This is a genomic window from Mucilaginibacter sp. CAU 1740, from assembly GCF_039839285.1.
Taxonomy (GTDB): Bacteria; Bacteroidota; Bacteroidia; order Sphingobacteriales; family Sphingobacteriaceae; genus Mucilaginibacter.
In genome coordinates this window covers 169,093-191,007 of sequence record NZ_JBDOQS010000005.1, presented here as the reverse complement: position 1 = coordinate 191,007, position 21,915 = coordinate 169,093, and the positions used below count along the sequence as shown (strand labels likewise).

The 21,915-nt window shown below is 42.1% G+C and carries 21 protein-coding genes; 7 read left to right on the top strand and 14 right to left on the bottom strand.

From position 1 onward, the window contains the following. Positions 1–11: 11 nt before the first annotated feature. The 4 genes from AAFN85_RS13210 to ppk1 form a co-directional block, all read right to left on the bottom strand. Positions 12–824 carry an SDR family oxidoreductase gene (locus AAFN85_RS13210; RefSeq protein WP_347527828.1) on the bottom strand — a complete coding sequence of 271 codons (813 nt, stop codon included), beginning with the start codon at positions 822–824 and terminating at the stop codon, positions 12–14. Positions 825–1,109: 285 nt separating this feature from the next. Then, a complete protein-coding gene (locus AAFN85_RS13205) occupies positions 1,110–1,673 on the bottom strand; it encodes a UbiX family flavin prenyltransferase (protein WP_347527827.1) in 564 nt (187 codons plus the stop codon). A 176-nt stretch (positions 1,674–1,849) separates the two neighbouring features. Next, positions 1,850–2,728, bottom strand: a complete 879-nt coding sequence (locus AAFN85_RS13200; protein ID WP_347527826.1) for an exopolyphosphatase — start codon at positions 2,726–2,728, stop codon at positions 1,850–1,852. Positions 2,729–2,730: 2 nt separating this feature from the next. After that, the gene (gene ppk1, locus AAFN85_RS13195; RefSeq protein WP_347527825.1) at positions 2,731–4,776 is read right to left on the bottom strand and encodes a polyphosphate kinase 1; all 2,046 of its coding nucleotides are present in this window, start codon (positions 4,774–4,776) and stop codon (positions 2,731–2,733) included. Between the two features lie 193 nt (positions 4,777–4,969). On the opposite strand from ppk1, the gene AAFN85_RS13190 reads away from it, so the two are divergent. Then, positions 4,970–5,461 carry a YajQ family cyclic di-GMP-binding protein gene (locus AAFN85_RS13190; RefSeq protein WP_347527823.1) on the top strand — a complete coding sequence of 164 codons (492 nt, stop codon included), beginning with the start codon at positions 4,970–4,972 and terminating at the stop codon, positions 5,459–5,461. 167 nt (positions 5,462–5,628) lie between these two features. Beyond that, positions 5,629–6,381: a hypothetical protein gene (locus AAFN85_RS13185; protein WP_347527822.1), complete on the top strand. Its 753-nt coding sequence runs from the start codon at positions 5,629–5,631 to the stop codon at positions 6,379–6,381. 170 nt (positions 6,382–6,551) lie between these two features. On the opposite strand, the gene bioB is transcribed toward AAFN85_RS13185, so the two are convergent. The 6 genes from bioB to ribD form a co-directional block, all read right to left on the bottom strand. Beyond that, positions 6,552–7,562: a biotin synthase BioB gene (gene bioB / locus AAFN85_RS13180; RefSeq protein WP_347527820.1), complete on the bottom strand. Its 1,011-nt coding sequence runs from the start codon at positions 7,560–7,562 to the stop codon at positions 6,552–6,554. A gap of 574 nt (positions 7,563–8,136) precedes the next feature. Further along, entirely contained in the window at positions 8,137–8,514 is a 378-nt protein-coding gene (locus AAFN85_RS13175; protein ID WP_347527819.1) for a GxxExxY protein, read from the bottom strand. A gap of 272 nt (positions 8,515–8,786) precedes the next feature. Further along, on the bottom strand, positions 8,787–10,139 hold the full coding sequence (gene mgtE, locus AAFN85_RS13170) for a magnesium transporter (protein WP_347527818.1): 1,353 nt from the start codon (positions 10,137–10,139) through the stop codon (positions 8,787–8,789). An 82-nt stretch (positions 10,140–10,221) separates the two neighbouring features. Beyond that, the gene (locus AAFN85_RS13165) at positions 10,222–10,836 is read right to left on the bottom strand and encodes a YigZ family protein (RefSeq protein ID WP_347527817.1); all 615 of its coding nucleotides are present in this window, start codon (positions 10,834–10,836) and stop codon (positions 10,222–10,224) included. Positions 10,837–10,845: 9 nt separating this feature from the next. Beyond that, positions 10,846–11,721, bottom strand: coding sequence for a DMT family transporter (locus tag AAFN85_RS13160; RefSeq protein WP_347527816.1), 876 nt, complete (start codon positions 11,719–11,721; stop codon positions 10,846–10,848). Beyond that, positions 11,722–12,777: a bifunctional diaminohydroxyphosphoribosylaminopyrimidine deaminase/5-amino-6-(5-phosphoribosylamino)uracil reductase RibD gene (gene ribD / locus AAFN85_RS13155; protein ID WP_347527814.1), complete on the bottom strand. Its 1,056-nt coding sequence runs from the start codon at positions 12,775–12,777 to the stop codon at positions 11,722–11,724. Between the two features lie 33 nt (positions 12,778–12,810). Between ribD and prmC the strand changes: the two genes are divergently transcribed. After that, positions 12,811–13,692 (top strand): peptide chain release factor N(5)-glutamine methyltransferase, encoded by an 882-nt coding sequence (gene prmC, locus AAFN85_RS13150; RefSeq protein ID WP_347527812.1) that lies wholly within the window; start codon positions 12,811–12,813, stop codon positions 13,690–13,692. On the opposite strand, the gene AAFN85_RS13145 is transcribed toward prmC, so the two are convergent. After that, complete coding sequence (locus tag AAFN85_RS13145; protein WP_347527810.1) at positions 13,673–14,161, bottom strand: hypothetical protein; 489 nt, start codon at positions 14,159–14,161, stop codon at positions 13,673–13,675. The two genes, prmC and AAFN85_RS13145, sit on opposite strands and share 20 nt — an antisense overlap. Before the next feature lie 15 nt (positions 14,162–14,176). Then, positions 14,177–15,076, bottom strand: coding sequence for a site-specific tyrosine recombinase XerD (gene xerD, locus AAFN85_RS13140; RefSeq protein ID WP_347527809.1), 900 nt, complete (start codon positions 15,074–15,076; stop codon positions 14,177–14,179). Between the two features lie 40 nt (positions 15,077–15,116). Between xerD and aroQ the strand changes: the two genes are divergently transcribed. Together aroQ and AAFN85_RS13130 are read left to right on the top strand one after the other, a co-directional pair. Then, entirely contained in the window at positions 15,117–15,533 is a 417-nt protein-coding gene (gene aroQ / locus AAFN85_RS13135; RefSeq protein WP_347527808.1) for a type II 3-dehydroquinate dehydratase, read from the top strand. A gap of 170 nt (positions 15,534–15,703) precedes the next feature. Further along, positions 15,704–18,250 (top strand): mechanosensitive ion channel domain-containing protein, encoded by a 2,547-nt coding sequence (locus AAFN85_RS13130; protein ID WP_347527806.1) that lies wholly within the window; start codon positions 15,704–15,706, stop codon positions 18,248–18,250. On the opposite strand, the gene AAFN85_RS13125 is transcribed toward AAFN85_RS13130, so the two are convergent. Both AAFN85_RS13125 and AAFN85_RS13120 read right to left on the bottom strand, forming a co-directional pair. Then, positions 18,222–19,259, bottom strand: a complete 1,038-nt coding sequence (locus AAFN85_RS13125; protein ID WP_347527805.1) for a glycosyltransferase family 2 protein — start codon at positions 19,257–19,259, stop codon at positions 18,222–18,224. The genes AAFN85_RS13130 and AAFN85_RS13125 overlap by 29 nt on opposite strands. Then, a complete protein-coding gene (locus AAFN85_RS13120) occupies positions 19,256–20,140 on the bottom strand; it encodes a lysophospholipid acyltransferase family protein (RefSeq protein ID WP_347527804.1) in 885 nt (294 codons plus the stop codon). The genes AAFN85_RS13125 and AAFN85_RS13120 overlap by 4 nt, the downstream gene beginning before the upstream one ends. Before the next feature lie 14 nt (positions 20,141–20,154). On the opposite strand from AAFN85_RS13120, the gene AAFN85_RS13115 reads away from it, so the two are divergent. Next, complete coding sequence (locus AAFN85_RS13115) at positions 20,155–20,787, top strand: WbqC family protein (RefSeq protein ID WP_347527803.1); 633 nt, start codon at positions 20,155–20,157, stop codon at positions 20,785–20,787. Further along, the gene (corA, locus tag AAFN85_RS13110; RefSeq protein ID WP_347527802.1) at positions 20,788–21,912 is read left to right on the top strand and encodes a magnesium/cobalt transporter CorA; all 1,125 of its coding nucleotides are present in this window, start codon (positions 20,788–20,790) and stop codon (positions 21,910–21,912) included. It abuts the gene before it with no gap. Positions 21,913–21,915 lie beyond the last annotated feature (3 nt).

Here is a 21,915-nt window from a genome sequence, read left to right as displayed (position 1 = left end):
AAAAATGTCATTTAGCCATTGTCTGCAAAGCCCGGATATAAAGTCATGCCCCCATCAGAGAAAATAGTTGTACCGGTGATGTAATCCGACTCGTCAGATGCCAGCCAAACTGCCAGTTTACCGATATCCTCAGGCTGACCAATGCGGTTGTATGGAATGAGTGTGAGGAGTTTATCCAATGCTTCGGGCGTATCCCAAGCCTCCTTATTAATAGGTGTTTGGATGGCACCCGGTCCGATGCCGTTCACCCTTATTTTATGTGGCGCAAGTTCTTGTGCTATACTTTTCATGAACATCATAATGCCGCCTTTGCTTGCCGCGTAGTTTACGTGGCCTGCCCAGGGTATAACTTCGTGTACACTGCTCATGCAAATTATCTTTCCGGCAGCTTTGCTCCCGCTTTCAACAACGCCTCGCCTTATAAATTCACGGGCAGCTTCGCGGGCGCACAAAAACTGACCGGTTAGGTTAACGCTGATCACCTTGTTCCAATCATCGAGCGACATATCTACAAATTTTGAGTCTTTTTGTAAACCTGCGTTGTTTACCAATATATCAATGGTTTGATATTTGGCATACATGGCGGCAAACATCTGTTTAACCTCTTCTTCATGACTTACATCAGCCTGGAAAGCGAAGGCTTCACCGCCATTATCTTGTATTTGCTTAACTACTTCTTCAGCGGCATCGTGGTTACGGGCATAATTAACAAGCAGTTTAGCCCCTGCCGCGGCTAACGAGAGTGCAACGCCTTTGCCTATACCGCTATCGGCACCGGTAACCAGCGCGGCCTGTCCTTTTAATAATTGTTTATTGTTGCTCATGGATAAACGTTTTTGTGTTTAATATAAGCAATGCAAACGGGAGGCTTTGGTTTTAATTATTTTGTGACGATTGTGGGATAAACAGCGAGAGTTTTTGAACCGTTATATTTTAACAACTATTAAATAAAGCGGTTATCTTCCCGCGCGTCATTGCGAGGTACGAAGCAATCCCCGACTGTACCGGGCGGATTTGCTTAACCCCTCTGCCTATTGGGGATTGCTTCGTACCTCGCAATGACGGCTTCTATATATTGCCAAACAGGATTCTTAGTAATAATGGAAAGCTTACATCCCCTTCCACTCATAACTCTCATTTTCCAATCCCGCCAGATCAATAACCCGGTTTACAACCGTCATGGCCAATTCTTCAATAGTTTGAGGTTTACTGTAGTAAGATGGGATAGCCGGGCAAATAATGCCACCAGCTTCTATAACGGTGGCCATATTACGCAGATGGATCAGATTAAGCGGAGTATCGCGGGCTACGAGGATGAGTTTTCGGCGTTCTTTTAATATCACATCGGCAGCGCGGGTTATCAGATCATCAGAGATCCCCCCGGCAATACGGCCGAGCGTACCCATAGAGCATGGCACAATGATCATGGTATCAAACTTCGCCGAGCCTGAAGCAAAGGGAGCCATAAAATCTTTTTTATCGTAAAATTTAAACGGGAGTTTGGTGTATTCCTCGTTATCAAGCTCAAAGCGCCAAACATCTTTGGCATTGTCAGACATTACTACACCTACTTCGGCTATCTGATCCCGTAGCTGAACCAATTTATTTAAAAGCAGACTGGCATAAATTGAGCCGCTGGCACCGGTAATTGCAACAATTATTTTTCTCTTCATGGATCTTTCCTTCAGCAACATGTCAAACGCACAAAAGTTAGGGGCACAAAAAAGGGTCGAATAACTTGTACCCGACCCTACATCTACCTATGAAAAACATGCCCTTGAGAGGGCAGTACAAATGTACAAACACTTTTTAAATTATTAAACAATTTATTAAAATAATTTTAACGTGTTTATTGAAGATTTTTTTCTATTAAAGTTTGAATGATACCATCAACCATACCTACGCGTGGCACATAGATGTTTTTGATGTTGGCGTTCTTCATTACCGTGAGGTAAATTTCGCATGCGGGGATAATTACATCCGCCCTATCCTGGTTAAGGCCAAGTACGTTGATACGATCCTTTAACGAGAACGAGCTGAGGTAAGTGTATAACTGCCTTAGTTTGGCGAACGCTAATGGCATCCCTTCCTTTTCTTCGGATAAGCGGAACAATTTATTGATGTTGCCTCCGGTGCCGATGCCCGATAGCTGTTTGAAGTTGCGGGTATTATCACGCACAAAATCGCGCATATCGTTCCATGTCTCTTCTGTGTCCTGGTTATCCAATATCCTGATAGTACCGATATTGAATGAGCGGGATACGATCATCTCGCCTGCTGAGAATAGTGAAAGCTCAGTGCTGCCACCGCCTACATCTATATAAAGGTAATTTTTGCTTTTGTCGATATTCTGGTCGATATGGCTGGCGTAGATCACGCTCGCTTCTTTCGAGCCATGCACAATTTCGAGGTTGATATTAGCCTGTTCTTTAATGTTTTTCACCAACTCGTCGCCATTGTCGGCTTCGCGCATGGCCGATGTGGCGTAGGCCAGGTAATCGGTAACTTTGTACACATCCATCAGGTTGCGGAAGGCCTGCATGGCTTTCAGCAATTCGCCGGCTTTTTTTTCAGAGATATGTTTCTGAATAAAAGCGTCGTCGCCAAGGCGTAGCGGTACACGGATCAATGTATTTTTTTTAAACGAAATAGAACCCGTGTTCTCAATTATATCGGCAATTAACAGCCTCACGGCGTTCGAACCTATGTCAATGGCGGCGTATCTCAATGTTATTTATTTTTACTTTTTAGATAATTATATATTTCAATCTGCGCACGGTGACTCTCGGGCGCGTTTGATTTGTGGTATTTATTAGTGTTTTGGCTGTTGATCTCGCGGGCTTTGGTATTATCGTCCAGTTGGATATCAATAATGTCCCTAACCTCTTTCTTTAATTTCGGATCATAAATAGGGAAACCAACCTCTACCCTGTTATCAATGTTCCGGGTCATGAAATCTGCCGAAGTAAGATAGATTAACTCGTCGCCGCCGTTGCAGTAAACATGCACACGGGCATGTTCAAGGTATTTGTCAACTATACTGATCACCTCGATATTCTCACTGTAACCCTTCACGCCAGCTATTAAACAGCACATACCTCTAATTATCATCTTGATCTTAACCCCGGCATTGCTGGCCTGGTAAAGCTTATTGATCATATCCTCATCGGCAAGGCTGTTCATTTTCAATATCATGTAGGCCTGTTTGCCAGCTTTGGCGTTTTTTATCTCGTTATCGATCAGCTTATAAATAGCCGGGCGAGAATCAATTGGCGATACGATAAGACTTTTCAGGCCTTTAGGCAACAAACCTTTATTTACCGCTTTGAAAACGTTCACCAGATCTTCGGTGATCTTTTTATTAGCAGTAAGTAAGGTATGATCAGCGTAAATACGAGCCGTTTTCTCGTTAAAGTTACCGGTTGAAAGACAGGCATAATAGGCCAGCTTCCCTTTTTCGGTACGACTTACCAGGCAAATTTTAGAGTGTACTTTGTATCCCGGCACACCGTAAAGTACATTTACACCTTCTTCTTCCAGGCGGTTACTCCAATGGATATTATTTTGCTCATCAAAACGGGCGCGCAGTTCTACAAGGCAATTTACCTTTTTACCGTTTTTAGCCGCGTTGATCAAAGCATGAACCACCCGCGAATCCTCTGCAAGGCGATAAACCGCAATGCTGATCTCTTTTACTTTTGGATCGATAGCGGCCTCGCGTAAAAAGTGGATCACGTAATCGTACGATTGATATGGCGTACTCACCAGGTAATCTTTTTTGGCGATAAGCTCTATCAAACTTTTGCCGAATGAAAGATCAGCTACCGGCAACGCCGGATATTTACCGTATTCCAACTCCGGTCCACCAACGTTGGGGAACGAAATGAAGTTTTTAAAGTTGTGATACCTGTTACCTGGGATCAAGCTTTCACCATGTAAGCCCATTTTGCTAACCAGGTATTTAAGCATATCCATCGGCATATCCGAATCATACAGCAAACGCATCGGTTTACCCTTTTTGCGTTTCAGTAAGCTTTTGGATAACGAATCGATGAACTTATCGCTTACTTCTTTATCAAGATCAAGCTCGGCATCGCGGGTAAGCTGTATGGAATAAGCCTCAATACTATCATGCTCAAAAATGAAAAAGATATCCTCTAAACTGTACCTGATAATATCATCCAACAGGATCAGGAATTTCAGGTTGTTGGTATCGGGCAGTTTAATAAAACGCGAAAGGTTATCCGGAAACTCGATCAAAGCATAACGAACCTTCTTTTTGGTGGTCAGCTTAACAAAAAAATACACCGCCCTGTCCCTTAGTTCGGGTAACGGCAAGGCGTCGTTAAGCATAATAGGCACCAGCGTAGCCAGTAGCTTCTCCCTGAAGTAATCCTTTACGAAAGCGCCGCGGGTTACGTTAAGCTGCTTATCGTTTAATATAAAAATCTTTTCTTCGGCAAGTTGCTTTACAATAATGTTCTCGTAAAGGTTATTGAACTTACGTTCCTGCCTTACTACGATGTTTTTTATCTGGTTGAGGATCTTTTTTGGGTTATAACCTAAAATCTCCTTCGATTTTTCGTTCAATGCCGCAAGGCGACTTAAGGTGGCTACCCTTACGCGGTAAAACTCATCAAGATTGGATGAAAATATAGCCAGGAACCTGATCCTGTCTATCAGGGGCACTGTTGGATCGGCAGCTTCCTGCAAAACCCGATCATTAAAATAAAGCCAACTAATTTCTCTGTTAATTAAGGGAGCCTGTTTATCCATAAGTATTGTTGCCTTCCGGCCACATGATTACAAAACTGCTTATTTATTTGTTAACTTAATATTAACTCCTTTGTAAATGATGAGTTTTTATTCACTGTAATTTATTGCAGAAGTTAAACAAATTGTTGCAATATTGCGCTGTATGTTAACAATAGCTTAGCTTTGCAAATCATTTATAAACAACACACTACTTATGCCAACTTTTGATATAGTAAGCAAGATAGACGGACAAACACTTGATAACGCTATCAATACAGCAAAAAAAGAGATCCTGAACCGTTACGATTTTAACGATTCGAAAAGCACTGTTGACCTGGATAAAAAGACCAACACGATAACCATAGTTACCGAAAATGATATGCGTTTAAAAGCCATCCAGGATAGCATCATTAGCCGTATGGTAAAACAACACCTCGATCCTAAAGCGCTGGACTTTGGAAAAGAGCAATATGCATCGGGCAACATGATCCGCAAGGAAGTTAAAATTAAAGAGGGTATCGATAAAGAGGCCGCTAAGAAAATAGTTAAGAAAATAAAGGACAGTGGTCTTAAGGTACAGGCGTCTATCATGGATGATCAGGTTCGTGTACAAGGCAAAAAGATAGATGATCTGCAAGCAGTGATCAGCCTATGCCGTGCCGATGATTTTGGTCAACCGCTGCAGTACATCAACATGCGCGACTAATAGCTGTTGGTTAAAGAATTTGAAAGAGACGCATTATCAATGCGTCTCTTTTTTTTGTAAAATATTTGGCTGTTAATCAGCCGGATATTAAAGTGGTTGTAAACCGAATTAAACTTTATTATTTCCGGTACATCATACAATCACAACCTGCTAAACTTTAAGACAACATGTTATTTAAACCTTTACTGATAATCACTTTTCTTTTAAGCTTTGGCACTTTATGCCAGGCACAGATCGGCTCAGATAATCGCAATAAACGTGGTGAAATCACTAACGACGATATTATACTGTATCTTTTTATTAAAGGCCGTATCCCATTAGAAGTTGGCGACGGACATATCACTTCCCTTTCACGATTTGATGGCTTTGATAACATCGGTCGTGTAAAATCCATCGGCAATACCCAGATCACTTATTACGATAGGTTTGATATGGATAACCAGGGAAAGCTAAAAACTATTGGCAACACCCGTTTTAGCTATTATGACCGATTTGACATGGATAACCAGGGGAAGCTGAAAGCCGTAGACGATATCGCTGTTGAATGGTATGATAGGTTTGATATGCAAAGCTTACAGGGAAAACTTAAATCGGTGGGCGGCTTGCCGGTGGTTTTATATGACAAGTTTGACGGCCGGGAATTAGATGGCAAAATTAAAGCTATTGGCAGTACTCAATTTACTTATTATACCCATTTCGATGGTTTTGATAATGTGGGCAGGTTGAAATCAGTGGACGGTGTTAGAGTTGGCTGGTATGATCGTTTTGATGATTTTGGCGAAAACTCCGGCAAGTTAAAATCAATAGGCGGGGCGCGATTTATTTATTGCGGTGATTATGACGCGCAGGGGAATAAGGGTGAACTGAAGGCAATTAAAGGAAGTTTGAATCCGGAAGATCGGGATGATTTGGATAAGTAAACTGGTGATAGGTAGCTTGTTTTAACGCTATAAGCAACCTTGCTAAGCAAAGCGGGTTACCTTTCCTTGTGTGACGCCTAAATAAATCGGCATGATTGCAAAAGGAAATATCATAAAAAAACGAGGCTATCTTTTCAAGATAGCCTCGTTCATAATATCAAAACGGATAATTAATTAGCCGCTACTTCAGCTTCTTCTTTCACTGTATTATTTGGTCTGCCGTTTTTAAAGGCCTTGCGTGGTGTTAAACCCAGCAATTCAAACATAGCAATATCAGTATCAAATGATGGGTTTGGCGTTGTTAATAATTTCTCGCCGGCAAATAAGGAGTTAGCACCAGCCATAAAGCAGAAAGCTTGCTCAACGGTAGTCATTTCGGTACGACCTGCTGATAAACGCACAACAGTTTTAGGCATAATGATACGGGTAGTTGCTACCATGCGTACCATATCCCAAACAGACACACGGGCCTGATCGGCCAATGGGGTTCCTTTTACCGGCACCAACGCATTAATTGGCACTGATTCCGGGTGTTTAGGCAAGCTTGAAAGTGTTTTAAGCATCGAGATCCTATCGGCAACGGTTTCACCTAAGCCAATGATACCACCGCTGCATACCGTAATTTTAGCCTTACGTACGTTTTCGATGGTTTTTAAACGTTCATCGTAAGTACGGGTGGTAATAATACGTTTATAGTCCTCTTCGGATGTATCAAGATTGTGGTTATAAGCATATAAACCTGCATCTGCCAAACGCTGTGCCTGTGCTTCGGTAAGCATACCAAGGGTACAGCAAACTTCCATATCCAGTTCGTTAACGGCTTTTACCATATCGATCACCTTGTCAAAGTCGCGGTTATCGCGAACTTCTCTCCAAGCCGCACCCATACATAAACGTGAAGCACCACCGGCTTTTGCTTTTTCGGCAGCGGCGATCACCTCGTCTTTAGGCATCATGGCGTGCACATCAACACCTGTATTGTAACGGGCAGCTTGCGGACAATACGCGCAATCTTCAGAGCAACCACCGGTTTTGATCGAGATCAGCGAGCTGATTTGCACTTCCGAGTAATCCTTGTTTTCGCGGTGAATGGTCGCGGCCTTGTAAACAAGGTCAAGTAATGGTGTATTGTATATTTCGGCTATTTCTTCCTTGGTCCAGTCGTGTCTAACTTCAGTCATTAGTTTCAGATTAAATTCTTCCCAACAGTGTTATTTAGTAATTGCGAAAACGCAAATATCAAAGATTATTTATAAATATAACATTTTTGATTGTTTAATGTGTGGAAGGAGTTAATAAGCAAGGGGTTTCGTTTTATCTGAGTTCGGGTTTTAGTTTTGCTCGGTGATGATTTTGGGCACGCAAAGGCGCTAAGACGCAAAGGCTTTTTGTGGGTGATTTGAGAGTTTTAAGTGCGCAAAGAAACTAAGGCGCGAAGGTTTCTATGGTTGGTGGAATTTTAGCACGCAAAGGCGCTAAGACGCAAAGTTTTTTGTGGTTGGTTTGAGATTTTTAAGCATGCAAAGAAGCTAAGGCGCGAGGCTTCTGTAGCTGGTGGATTTTTAGCACGCAAAGGCGCTAAGACGCGAAGGTTTTTTGTGATTGGTTTGAGGTTTTTAAGGATACAAAGAAGCTAAGGCGCGAGGGCTTCTGTAGCTGGTGGATTTTTAGCACGCAAAGGCGCTGAGACACGAAGGTTTTTTGTGGTTGGTTTGAGATTTTTAAGGATGCAGAGAAACTAAAGTCTTGTAATCGCTATAGATTGTTGACGATTCTTGTGATGCCTGATTTTATAAGTTTATCGTTGAAGTTGATTAGCAAGCCAAGCTTGCAGCCGGATAGTTTTAGATAAGTTAATACCTGTTTTGAATGAACTGATAATATTTCTGAAACTGATTTTATCTCGATAATTACCTTATTCTCAACTATAAGATCTGCACGGAATCCAACTTCCATTTTTATATCTTTCCAAAGTACGCTAATTCCTTTTTGCCGTTCTATCTTTAAGCCCTTGTTTATCAACTCAAAATATAAAATTTCTTCATATACAGATTCCAATAAACCAGGCCCAAGTTGCGTATGGATCTCATATGCCACATTTACTATTATTTTCGAGATTTCATTTTCATCCATAAAAATCTTGTCTTTGTATTCTTAAACTATTTACACTTCAAAACCTTCGCGTCTTAGCGCCTTTGCGTGCTAAAACTCACCAATCAGCCATAGAAACCTCCGCGCCTTAGTTTCTTTGCGCACTTAAAAATCTTGAACTTATTTACACTTCAAAACCTTTGCGTCTTAGCGCCTTTGCGTGCTAAAACTCACCAATCGATCACAGAAACCTTCGCGTCTTAGCGCCCTTGCGTGCCCAAACTCTCAAATGTGTCAATCAAATCTTCGGAAACTTACTTCAACAACAACTTAGTAGCCAACCACAAAGGCAATAAAAACCCGATACAATCGGTGAAAGTAGTAATGATGATGGATGAGGCCACGGCAGGGTCGATCCCTACCCTTTTCAGGATCAAAGGGATAGAAGCGCCTGTTAAACCGGCGATGATGAGGTTGCCGGTCATGGCTAAGAAGAGTACCAGACCCAGTAGCGGGTTGGCATCGTAAAAGAAGGCTACTATGAAAACGATAAGCCCATTGGCTGCACCGTTGATCAGGCCTACCAGAAACTCTTTTAAAACAGTGTTATAAGCTTGTTTATCGGTCAAATCACTTAACGAGATACGGCGTACCGTTACCGCAAGGGCTTGCGTAGCTGCGTTGCCACCCATACCTGCAATGATGGTCATGTAGGCAGATATAATGGAAAGCTTGGCAACTGTAGCATCAAAATTACGGATGATTGACGCGGCCAGGAATGCTGTACCAAGGTTGATTACTAACCAGGGCAAACGGCTTTTTACAGCCTCCACCCAGTTACCGCTCAGTTCCTCATCTTCAGATACACCGGAAATCTTCAATATATCTTCCGTGTTCTCTTCCTCCATTACGTCGATGATATCATCTACCGTAACGCGACCGAGTAGCTTCATATCATCATCCACAACAGGGATGCTGGTGAGGTTGTACTGTTTAATAAGGCGGGCTACCTCTTCCTGGTCAAGATCAACCTTTACATATACAAAATCGGTAGTTACCAGGTCGCTTATCTTTGCATCGGCACGGGCTTTAATTACAGTTTTGATGGATAGGATACCTTTCAGGATATCGTTGTTATCAACCACGCAAATGGTATAAAACTCCTCCATCTCTTCCGATTGGCGGATGATCTCATCCAACGCGTCTTTTTTATCAAGGTTGATGTTTACCTTAATAATTTCCGAGTTCATCAAACCACCTGCCGTATCTTCGGCATAGGTCATCAGTGCGCGGATGCTGCTGGCATCTTCGTGGTCGAGATCTTCTAATATTTCCTGCTGATCTTCTTCGTCAAGTTGCGAGATAATATCGGTAGCATCGTCATAATCAAGCTCCTCAATAATCTCCGTACGTTTCTCCGGCTCAAGGTTTACAAGCAGTTCGGCGGGGCCATGCTCCTCGTCCATTTCCGATAAAACTTCGGATGCAACGTCGGTGGGGAGGATATTGATGATCCTCTCCTTTTCTTCCTGCTGCAGTTTTTCGAATAGTATAGCAATCTCCGAGGCGTGGTATTCCTTCAGAACAATCTCTAACTCAGCATCATCGGCTTCGAGCGCCGTTTTAATACGGAGGAGGTCGGTTTTATCTAATTCGAACGATTGCATACCCGACTAAATTAAAACAATTACCTTACAATTGAGGAATTAAATCGGCATAAAAACGAAGCAAAAAGAGGTTAAGCTACTGTTAGAGACTATAATCGTATTTCACTTTTACACCATTCACTTTACCCAGTTTAAATAGCGCCTGCTCAACCTGTGTTTTACGGATGGAGAGCTGAATACTGCAGTCATTGTCAAACTGCTGGTTGAGGATCAAAATATTTTCTTCTTTAATTACCCGCATCACATCGTTCATCTGCAAATACTCGAAGGATGCAGTATAAACATCATTAACCGTTTTGCTGATGACAACCGCCTGGTTCAATGCTTCTTCGGTAGCAACTTTATACGCATTAATTAAGCCGGGAACGCCAAGCAATGTTCCGCCAAAATAACGCACTACCACCACCAGAATATTGGTAAGATCTTTTGATAACAGGGTATTCAGAATAGGCCTTCCCGCCGTACCTGATGGTTCGCCATCATCATTCACCCTAAAAACGGATCTGTCGATAGTTAAGCGCATGGCCCAGCAATGGTGGTTGGCTTTGGGATGTTCGGCTTTCAGCTGGGCAACAATTCCCTTAATATCGTTTTCAGAATTGATGGGATAAGCGTAAGCTAAAAACTTGCTGCCACGGTCCCGAAAAATGCCTTCGGCAGGTTTTTCTATAGTTTTATAAGTATCGTCAAAAAGCATTAAAAACAATTACAGGTGCAAAAAACTCAGCGTTTGCGGGAAATAAATAATAACGATAGCCAGTACAGCTACGCCGATGCCTATTTTATTAAGTAAGCTTAGTTTCTCTTTAAAAATAAGGATGCCTATTAAAGCACCAAGTATAATAACACCGATATTAACGGATGAAAACACTGTTGAGGGATTGTTTGACAAGGCTTTATGGGCTTTCAGGTAAAATAGAATGTTCCCGAAATTGGCCGCGCCCAAGATCCAACCTATAAGGATATGAGGCCATGAAAACTTCATTTTTTTTGTAGCCACCTGGTAAATCAGTCCGATAAACGTGAGCGTAAAAGCGATGATAAAAATGGCAAATATAGCTGTAGTAAAAGGTACGTTATTAACCTTGGTGAGCTGTTTAAGCAACACATCAATAACCCCGAAGCCTAAAAACACAATAAGCAAATAGCCCCATGCCCCACTTTCGGTTTTGCTACCGGATTGTTGCCATGGTATAGAACAAATGATGGCTATGAAGGCCAGCACAATACCTATCGCTTTTACAGCGCCGGTAGCTTCGCCAAATATTAAAAACGCGGCAAGTATCGGGATAAACAGCGAGAGCCGCTGCGCAATGTCTGTTCGCACAATACCGGCCTTTCGTACCGATGTTGCCATAATAACAAATAAAGAAGGGAACAGCACGCCTAAAGCGGTGTAGCTATACACCGGCGCGGTTTTCAAAGCGGCTAATTCGGGTTTGTAAAATATCCAGGTAAGCAGTATCGCCATCGAGTAATTCCAGGTTATGGCCTGGTAAACATCGATGTGATATCGTTTGGCCAGTTTTAGCAAAATGGATACGATTACACTACAGCAGATACTTAAAAAAACGAACAGCATTTATACAGCAGGTTTATTATAAAACAATTGCAGGCTATCAGCGCCTACAGCTTCCCGGGTTGCAATTATACCGGTTATTTGCGGTGCTTTTATACCTGTGGTTAAAATTTTATCACCCGTAAATACACGGGCTTCATCCCACAGTCCGGCTTCGATAAATGAGTTGAGGGTATGTGCCCCGCCCTCAATAATAACTGATTGAATATCCTGCAAGTATAACTGGTATAAAATGTATTGAGGCACAAAACGCTCAAAATCTTCAAGCGCTATATATTTATTGTTGCCCTCTACATCAAATTTAACCTCGTTAAATATCAACGTTTCGGCCGAGTTATCGAATATATTCAATCCTTTATCTAACTCAAGTCGACGATCGATCACTACCCGTTTTGGTGACGGGCCATCCCAGTAACGCGTATTTAGTTGAGGGTTATCAGCCAGTACGGTGTTTTTACCTACCAGTAAGGCATCTTCCTCGCTACGCCATTTATGTACAAGTTTGCGAGATTCTTCGCCGGTGATCCAAAACTGGCTACCATCGGCAGGGGCAAAAAAGCCATCCTGTGTTTGCGCCCATTTCAATATAATATATGGGCGATGTTTTTGCACTTTGGTAAAAAAACGACGATTGAGCCAGCGGCATTCATCTTCCAAAACTCCTGTTATCACTTCAATGCCGGCGTATAATAGTTTTTCAATCCCTTTACCATCAACCTGCGCAAACGGATCGCGACAGCCAACAACTACTTTAGGGATCTGGTGTTTAATGATCAGATCGGCACAAGGCGGTGTTTTGCCGTAATGCGCGCAGGGCTCTAACGAAACATATATGGTTGAGTTTTTAAGCAGCTCGGCATGGTTATCAAAACGTTCGGTAACTTGGGCAATGGCGTTTACTTCGGCATGGGCCTGGCCATATTTTTGGTGATATCCCTCGCCTATTATTTTACCCTCATGCACTACTACAGCGCCAACCATTGGGTTAGGACTAACATAACCTGCACCTAATTGGGCAAGCTCAAAACAGCGGCGCATATATTTTTCATGTTCAACCATGCTGCAAAAGTAGCTTTTATGTTACTTTGTTGCATGATCACTATTAAGGATGTTTTTGAAGATTACCGTAAGCAGATAAACGGCGTGTACGATGCCAATGAGATTGAAGCTATTACGCTGCTGGCTATTTCCGAAATTACCGGTATGTCGAACGCGTCTATCAAGGCATTTCCTGAAAGAGTATTGAGCGAAGAACAGGCAGAAAGCGCGAATAATGTTGTAGCCGAACTAAAAACCGGCAAGCCGATCCAGTATATTTTCGGCATAACCGAATTTTACGGCCTGCCATTTAAAGTTAATCGTTATGTGCTTATCCCCCGCCCCGAAACGGAGGAGTTGGTGGAATGGGTACTTTCGACAGTTGGCAATAGGCAGTTTGCAGTTGACAGTGATCAATTGAAGATGCAAATATTGGATATAGGTACCGGTAGTGGTTGTATCGCTATCAGCCTGAAAAAGAATTTGTCTGAGGCTAATGTATCTGCAATCGATATTTCGAAAGGAGCATTGGAAACGGCCAAAGGTAACGCTGAATTGAATAATGTAGAGGTTAATTTTATTGAGGCTGATATCCTAAGTATAAAATCCGAAATACAAATTCCAAAATCTGATATCATCGTGAGCAACCCGCCATATGTTACATTGGAGGATAAAAAGCAGATGCATACCAATGTAACTGATTTTGAACCGCATACAGCCTTGTTTGTGCCGGAGCATGATCCATTGTTATTTTACCGAGCGATAGCGGAGTTTGCATTAGATAATTTAAATCCCGAAGGGCAATTGTTTTTTGAGATCAACGAAGGGTTTGGTAAGGAAACTGTTCAATTGCTTACTGATAAGGACTTTAAGAATATCGAACTGCGCAAAGATATGAGCGGCAGGGATAGGATGATCAGGTGTTTAATATCATAAATTCGGCCTTCAGCTCATCTGGAAAGGATTCATAAACAACGTATATTTCGCTCGCATCAGTTTCTAAACGCCATGTTTTTGTTTTGGGCAAATTAGATGCGTTGTAAGGGAATTTAGTTTCCTCTATTTTTAAGCTATCTCTTGTCAGGGTAAATACTGCGGCATCAACTTTATAAAATAAGAATCTGTAGGGATAAGTAGTTAAAATTATCTTTTCCGAAATTTCTACATCGCTAACAATTGTATTGATCGACCGGCCCGCGGAAACAATCAATGATCGGACAAGAAACACAAAAAACAACAGCACTATAGTAATATTTACAATGAGCATCGTAGCCGAATCTGTTTTATAGTAAAAGCCTGCAACAATAAGCGGAAACACAAGCGCTGATCCAATTAGGTACCATATTAACTCGGTACGTGTTTTTTGGATATAGTAATCGAGGTATTTATCCCCTGTAAATTTCATATTGATGTAATTGTATTAACTCCTTGGATGAAACTGGCTTATCGTACTCTTCAAATACTCTCTATCCAAATGCGTGTAGATCTCGGTAGTAGTAATACTTTCATGGCCCAACATTTCCTGAACGGCGCGCAGATCTGCTCCGCCTTCAACCAGGTGTGTAGCGAAAGAATGCCTTAAGGTATGCGGACTTATTTTTTTTTGAATGCCAACAGTAACTGCAAGGCTTTTCAACGTAATAAAAATCATTTGCCGGGTAAGTCTCGCTCCACGCCTGTTTAAAAAAACATAGTCCTCTTCCCCCTTCTTTATCGGGGTATGTACCCTCGATTGCTCGATCCAAATTTTCAGCGCTTTAATAGCCTCCGAACCGATTGGCACCAGGCGCTCTTTGTTCCCCTTGCCGGTTACTTTAATAAATTCGATATCGAGGTACAGGTTGGACAGCTTCAGATCTACGGCTTCAGATACGCGGAGGCCAGAGCCGTACATGGTTTCAAATATCGCTTTATTACGCGGACCTTCGGGTTTGGATAGATCGATTGCTGCTATGATCTTATTGATCTCGTGGAAGCTCAATGTATCCGGCAGTGTACGCCTTATCTTGGGTGCTTCAAGCAGTTCGGAGGGATCTATGCTGATCAGTTCTTCCATCAACAGGTACCTAAAAAAAGCTTTGATGCCAGACAGGATACGGGCCTGCGATGATGGAATCATACCTATCTCAACCACCCAGGTGATAAAATCGCGCAGGTTGCTTAGGGTGATGGTCTGCGGTTTTAATTTAATCTCGCGCGATTCAGCAAACTGAAACAGCTTTTCAATATCCCGGCTATAAGCCTCAACCGAATTAGCCGACATCGATTTCTCTAACCTGAGATATGCCTGGAAACCTTTTATTGCCGAACGCCAATCCAAATTGATTTATTTTTGATGATTTATAGCTAAGTTTGAACTGATGAAGATACAAATTATCAACGGCCCCAATTTGAACCTGTTAGGTGTTCGCGAAAAGTCAATCTATGGCGATGCCAGTTTTGAAACCTATCTTGAAACCCTTCGTGCCCGTTTTGCCAACATCAGTATTGATTATTACCAAAGTAATATCGAAGGCGAAATTATAAATAAACTGCATGAAATTGGTTTTAGTTATGATGGTATTGTGATGAATGCCGGCGCGTACACCCATACTTCCATTGCTATAGCCGATGCTATTGCCGCTATCAATACACCCGTTATTGAGGTGCATATCTCCAACGTGCATAAGCGTGAGGAGTTTAGGCATAAATCAATGATCGCGGCTAATTGCAAAGGTGTTATTGCTGGTTTTGGGATGGATAGTTACCGTTTGGCGCTCGAACATTTTATTTTATGATTTCATTGATTTTCTTGATTACACCGATAAGAAAATTTCATTAATGCCCGTTCATTAAATATACGGCCGACTGTCAATCAGTGAAATCAAAAAAATCAATCTAAATCCAAAAAAATAAAAACGGTTTGCCGGTTACGGTGTTAATTGGTTGCTTTCAGCTTTATCTACAGATGAACAAAATATTCAGAGTTGCCGCGTTTAGCGTGTTGTTTTTTTCGATGTTGCTTAGTATAGATTCATCGGCACAAACAAAAAAGAAAAAAACACATTCTGTGCGCGACTCGCTACGGGCTGCCATCCTCGCCCGCGATTCGGTGATGCGCTCGCTTAAACGTTCGGATACATCTGTAAATAACCTGCTGCAAAAGGTTGAATATTATACTTCGGCATTTAACCAGATCAAGGCAAACCTTTCAAAAAAACTGGATACTGTTGATATTAGTACCAAACTACCGCAGTACGAAAAGCGGATAACGCTTATCAAATCGCTTATAGATAACGATAAATCGAGCACGCTGCGATATCTGTACACCATTCGCGATATCCTTACCCGTAGTGACGACCAACTGGATATCTGGCAGGAACAACTGGCCGATATAAACACCAAACTGGTTCAAAACCAAAATGACCTCGACGCCATATCTAAAGATAGTGTTCTGAAGATCCTCCCGGCCGATAGCTCCCTGGCTACAACTTATCTTATCCAAAAAATAGCTATCGATAGCAAATACCATCGCCTGGATACCACCAATAAAAAGGTGACTGTAAAAGTTGGTTTGCTGCAAAACCGTGTTTCGGCGGTTTACATTTCTGTGCTCGATATGAAAGATCAGATCGATTCAAAGATCAGGGATTTCAGCGAACGGGCCATTTCACAAGAGTATAATAATATCTGGGCCATGGAGGCCGATGAGGGGAATGATTTCGGTACGGCCACCAAAGCGACCACCGATATGAACATTAAGTTGTTCAGCTTTTTTATAGGCCGCGATGTGCTAATCCATATATCGGGCCTTGTTTTATTGTTTGCCTTTTTTGCCTGGGTACGTGCCAGTAGGCGCCGGATATTGCGCGACAATGAATCGGCCGATGATGTTTTGAGCCAGGCGAGTTATGTGGTAAACCATCCTTTCGCATCGTCATTAATAATCACGTTTACCTTACTGCCTAATTTTTACGATCACCCGCCGGTAGTTGTGCTCGAAACATTTTTTGGAGTGTTGATGCTGGCTATACTTTACGTGATCAACAAAGTTTGCCCCGCTACCATGTTCAGGTACATGGCAGCTATTTTTGTTATTACGTTTGTTTATAGTTTCAGCAACCTGTATATCCAGGTTACCAATATTGATAGGGTTACTATTCTTGTTCTGTCGCTTGCGGCATCTGTAATAAGCTTTATGTTTTTACAAAAAGTGCGTAAAGCTAAAGATGATTACCTGCCATATACAGGCCTTATACTTAAAGCCTTCATATTTATGCAGGCTATATCGTTTTTATGCAATGTTTTTGGGCGGGTAAGTCTGGCTAAAATAATCGGGGTAACTACAGTATATAACTTATGGCTGGCATTGGCTATGTATTACATTGTACATATGGTGATGGAAGCGTTATTTCTTCAGCTGGAGGCGGGTAAAAACAGTAATAACCTTACATCATACATTGATTACAAATTACTTCAAAACAAATTCAGGAGTGTGCTAAGTGTTTTGGCCGCGTTGTTATGGCTGGTGATGCTTACCCAAAACCTCAGCATTGAAGATACTGTTTTTGATTTCCTGGGAGATTTCCTTACCAAAAGCCGAAGCATTGGCGGTACCAATACGCAATTCACCTTTCAAAGCGTGATCATATTTGTGGCGGTGATTTGGTTATCCTCTATCGCATCAAAAATCATAAGCTACCTTTATGATGTGTCGGCCAAGCATGCCAATGATATTGATGTAGCCAAGAAAAAGAACCGTACCTCTACCCTGCTTATCCGCATTGGTGTGATCGCTTTAGGTTTCTTTTTAGCGGTGGCCGCTTCAGGCGTACCTATTGATAAGATCACCATTATAATTTCCGCGTTTGGTATTGGTATCGGTTTCGGTTTGCAGAATATTGTAAACAACCTGGTTTCAGGCTTGATCCTTGCTTTTGAAAAGCCTATACAGGTAGGTGATATTATTGAGGTAGATAGCCGTTCGGGTACCATAATGGATATCGGCATCCGTGCCAGTAAAATAGCCACATCTGATGGTGCTGAAGTGATCATCCCCAACGGCGATTTGATATCCCACCACGTAATCAACTGGACGTTAAGCAATAACAACCGCCGGGTTGAACTATTGGTAAGCACGGCCTATGGATCAGATATTGAAAAGGTAAAAGACATCCTGTTAAACCTGTTGCGCAGCCACGAGGGTATTATGGCTGAACCGGCACCGTCGGTATTTGTAAATGGCGTTAGCGAAAGCTCAGTTGATTTTAGGGTATTTTTCTGGGCGGCGGATATCAATACCTGGCTTGGGCTTAAAAGCCGTGTATTGGTCAATATTCACGAGGCGTTCGGTAAAGAAGGGATCGGCATCCCATCTGCCACAAAAGATATAAAAATTGTTTGGCCTGATGATATGCCGCCGATAAAAGTAGAAGCCCCGCTATCGCCAGAAACCAAACCGGAAAACGATAAGCCTAAAAAACAAACTAAAGCTCCGAAGGATCAAGATCAGTAAAACGGGTTTTCTTTTTAACAAAGAAAGCCCAAACTATACTGGCCCTGAAAATGCCTTTAGTATTTGGCTCGGCAATACCTTTCGGCTTTACCCTTTCGCCTTTTGCCTTCTTAAAAAGGCTTACAACAAAGCTTTGGTGTGCACGGCTCACTGCCCAGGCATCTTTACGTTTTCCTTCCATTAAAAAGCGTAGCAAGGCCAGCAGGTCCATTATGAAACGAAGACTGATAACGTAGAACGCCCTCCAAAATGGCAGGTTCTTTTTAATAAGCAACAGATTATTCCTGAAGTTGAGGTAAGTTTTAAAAGGATTTTCAGCATTGAGTGTGCCGCCGCCAACATGATAAATGGTTGATTGCGCGCAGTACATCACTTTATAGCCCATGTTTTTCAATCGCCAGCAAAGGTCGATCTCTTCCATATGGGCAAAGAACCCTTCATCAAAGCCACCTGATTCATCCCAGATAGCTTTTTTGATAAACAATGAAGCGCCCGAAGCCCAGAATACCTCTCCCGATTCTTCATATTGGCCGTTATCTTTCTCCAGTTCGTAAAAAATCCTTCCACGGCAAAATGGGTAGCCATGCTTATCAATAAACCCACCGGCAGCACCGGCATGTTCAAAATATTCTTTTTGCGCGTATGAACGAATTTTAGGAGCAGCAGCCGCGATCAGGCTGTCGCTTTCCATTAATTCGATAACAGGTTCGATCCAATTAGGTGTTACCTCTACATCCGAATTAAGCAGGATATAGTAATCAGCCTCAACCTGCGCCAATACACGGTTGTAGCCTCCTGTAAAACCATAGTTTTTATCATTTTGGATGATCCTTACCGACGGATAGTTTTCACGCATAAACGCAACCGATTCATCGGAAGACGCATTATCGCCCATCACAATATCCAGGTTAGGCCAGGTAGATGCTAAAACTGAAGGGAGAAATTGTTTAAGATATTTTAGGCCGTTCCAGTTTAAAATAACTACAGCAACTTTGGGTGTATGGGTCATCTATGTAAATCCTCCGGCTTAAACTTCCACCTCCTGTGCGACCAGAGCCAATATTGCGGCTCTCTCCTGATCACCTTTTCAAGGTATTGCACGTGCATGTCTGTTATTTCGTGTTCGGCAGTTTCTTTTGGTGTTTCGGTAAGCGGGATCAATGTGTATTCATAGTATCCCCTTTTTACGCGTTTCATGTCGTAAAAAACAACAGCGGCGTCAATTGTTTTGGCAATTTTTTCAATGCCCAAAAATACGGCTGTTGGCTGGTTTAAAAAGTTGGTAAAATAATTCACCTCGTGCATTACCGGAGTTTGATCACCAACCAGTACGCTTACGGTTAATTCCTTTCGATACTCAACCATTTTACGCAGGGTTTGCTTCATGGCCACCGGCTGTCCGCCAAAACGCGAACGGATCTCGATAAAAAAATCATTGAACGTGGCATTTGATAGTGGTTTATAAACTATCATAAACCGTTTATCGGTAACAAAATTAAAATTGAGTGCGGCCATTTCCCAGTTACAATAATGGCCTGCCACAGCTATGATGCTTTTGCCCTTATCAAAATATTCAAAAACCAGTTCGGAATTTTTGGCTACTACCCTTTTTCGGATCTGCTTTTCAGATACGGTGATCATTTTAATGGTTTCCACCATCAAATCGGCAAGGTAGCGGTAATATTTTCGTTCGATATCATGGCGCTCTTGATCTGATTTTTCGGGGAAGGCATTCCGGAGGTTTTGCTGTACCACATCGCGGCGGTAATGCACCATGTAGTAAATTATAACGAAAGCGATATCGGATAAAATGTATAAAAACCAAAAGGGAAGTAACGAAACAAGGTATAAAATTAATATACCTAACTTAGTAAGACCCTTTTTTATCATTATTTTAACCAATTTTGAACACAAACATAAAATATATGATTGAAAAAGGTGCTGTGTTACCCATGTTTTATCTTCCGCCGGTGGAGTATTTTACGCAATTAAACGCGTACAAGCCTGATATTCTGATAGAAAGAGAAGAGCATTTTCCTAAACAAACTTACCGCAACCGGGCTAATATCTATACCCCCGATGGCGTATTGGCCTTAGTGGTGCCGGTAATAAAAGGCTCAAAGAACCATACTACGGTTAAAGATGTAAAAATAAGTTACGATTTCAGGTGGCAGCGTTTGCATTGGCAAAGCCTGCAGGCTTGCTACCGTCGCTCGGCTTATTTTGAATATTATGAAAACGATTTCGCGCCGTTTTACGAAAAACAATTTGAGTTTTTATTTGATTATAACCAGGAGCTTTTATCCCTGCTGCTAAAGCTCACCAAAATAAAAATAGAAGTTAAATTTACGGATGAGTACAAGGCCGACTATCCCCACCTGAAGGATTTTAGGCATTCTATTCATCCGAAAAAAGAAACGGAAATGCAGCAGAAACCTTACTTCCAGGTATTTGAAGACCGCCAGGGCTTTAAGAAAAACCTGAGCATTATCGACCTGCTGTTTAACCAGGGGCCGCAAACCATAAATTATTTGTAGATGAACGGAAATATGAAGCGGTTACGCTTCAAAAAACACAAGCGTACAGGCGAAGTTGGTGACAGGCCGGGTATGGTCAGGGTATCGCCAGATGCGTTGAAGCCCATTATATCGGTTTACTCGTATAATAAAGACGAACTGGTAACCTGCGAAGGCAAAGATATTAAAGCCGTTTTAAAGCAGCTTAACAAATGTGATAACCATACCCACTGGATCAAAATAAACGGTTTGGGCGATGCCGCGCTTATTGAACAGATAGGCGAGCATTGTAACATCAACTCGTTGGTTTTGGAAGACATTGCCAATACCCATCAGCGCCCAAAGTTTGATGAGTACGAGGATTACGTTTTTTGCACCAGCCGGATTGTTCAGTTAAACAACGAGGGTGAGATCATCAATTGCCAGTTTTCGGCTATTGTAAAAGATAATATCATTATCAGTTTTGAGGAAGATCACAGTGAACGTTTCGAAGCTGTTAAAACACGCTTAAAAGCAGGAAAAGGCTCCATCCGCACCGCCGGACCGGGATATATGTGCTACGCGCTTACCGATACTATTATCGACACTTACTTTGTTTTATTGGCCGAGATTGGCGATCATTTGGATGCCCTTGAAGATAAACTTTACCTAAGTGCCGATAAAACCATCATGTTTAACGCCCAACAATTGAAGCGTACGCTTATAGTGGTAAGGCGGGCCAGCTGGCCCGAGCGGGATAAGATCAATGACATGATCCGGTCAGAAAGTCCGCTGATCACTGCCGAAGTAAAACTTTACTTACGCGATGCCTACGACCATTGCATCCAGGCTATGGATCTGATAGAGAACTACAAGGAGGTTACTTCAAGTATTATCGACTTATACCTATCTATGGTAAGCAACCGTATGAACGAGATCATGAAGGTGCTTACTATTATATCGGTTATCTTCATCCCGCTCACGTTCATAGCCGGTATTTACGGGATGAACTTTGCCCGTCAGGACGATAAAGGCCGCTTGATCCCAGATAATATGCCTGAACTTTATTGGCATCATGGCTATATCTATGCTATCATATTTATGTTACTGATAGCGGTTATACAGGTTTTTGTGTTTTGGAAAAAGGGCTGGTTTAACAGGCTATAGAGC

Bases quoted from the DNA above. Each gene is read 5' to 3' on its own strand.
- AAFN85_RS13210 (WP_347527828.1), bottom strand. From the start codon at position 824: ATGAGCAACAATAAACAATTATTAAAAGGACAGGCCGCGCTGGTTACC.
- AAFN85_RS13205 (WP_347527827.1), bottom strand. From the start codon at position 1,673: ATGAAGAGAAAAATAATTGTTGCAATTACCGGTGCCAGCGGCTCAATT.
- ppk1 (WP_347527825.1), bottom strand. From the start codon at position 4,776: ATGGATAAACAGGCTCCCTTAATTAACAGAGAAATTAGTTGGCTTTAT.
- AAFN85_RS13190 (WP_347527823.1), top strand. From the start codon at position 4,970: ATGCCAACTTTTGATATAGTAAGCAAGATAGACGGACAAACACTTGAT.
- AAFN85_RS13185 (WP_347527822.1), top strand. From the start codon at position 5,629: ATGTTATTTAAACCTTTACTGATAATCACTTTTCTTTTAAGCTTTGGC.
- bioB (WP_347527820.1), bottom strand. From the start codon at position 7,562: ATGACTGAAGTTAGACACGACTGGACCAAGGAAGAAATAGCCGAAATA.
- AAFN85_RS13175 (WP_347527819.1), bottom strand. From the start codon at position 8,514: ATGGATGAAAATGAAATCTCGAAAATAATAGTAAATGTGGCATATGAG.
- mgtE (WP_347527818.1), bottom strand. From the start codon at position 10,139: ATGCAATCGTTCGAATTAGATAAAACCGACCTCCTCCGTATTAAAACG.
- AAFN85_RS13165 (WP_347527817.1), bottom strand. From the start codon at position 10,836: ATGCTTTTTGACGATACTTATAAAACTATAGAAAAACCTGCCGAAGGC.
- AAFN85_RS13160 (WP_347527816.1), bottom strand. From the start codon at position 11,721: ATGCTGTTCGTTTTTTTAAGTATCTGCTGTAGTGTAATCGTATCCATT.
- ribD (WP_347527814.1), bottom strand. From the start codon at position 12,777: ATGGTTGAACATGAAAAATATATGCGCCGCTGTTTTGAGCTTGCCCAA.
- prmC (WP_347527812.1), top strand. From the start codon at position 12,811: ATGATCACTATTAAGGATGTTTTTGAAGATTACCGTAAGCAGATAAAC.
- AAFN85_RS13145 (WP_347527810.1), bottom strand. From the start codon at position 14,161: ATGAAATTTACAGGGGATAAATACCTCGATTACTATATCCAAAAAACA.
- aroQ (WP_347527808.1), top strand. From the start codon at position 15,117: ATGAAGATACAAATTATCAACGGCCCCAATTTGAACCTGTTAGGTGTT.
- AAFN85_RS13130 (WP_347527806.1), top strand. From the start codon at position 15,704: ATGAACAAAATATTCAGAGTTGCCGCGTTTAGCGTGTTGTTTTTTTCG.
- AAFN85_RS13125 (WP_347527805.1), bottom strand. From the start codon at position 19,259: ATGACCCATACACCCAAAGTTGCTGTAGTTATTTTAAACTGGAACGGC.
- AAFN85_RS13120 (WP_347527804.1), bottom strand. From the start codon at position 20,140: ATGATAAAAAAGGGTCTTACTAAGTTAGGTATATTAATTTTATACCTT.
- corA (WP_347527802.1), top strand. From the start codon at position 20,788: ATGAACGGAAATATGAAGCGGTTACGCTTCAAAAAACACAAGCGTACA.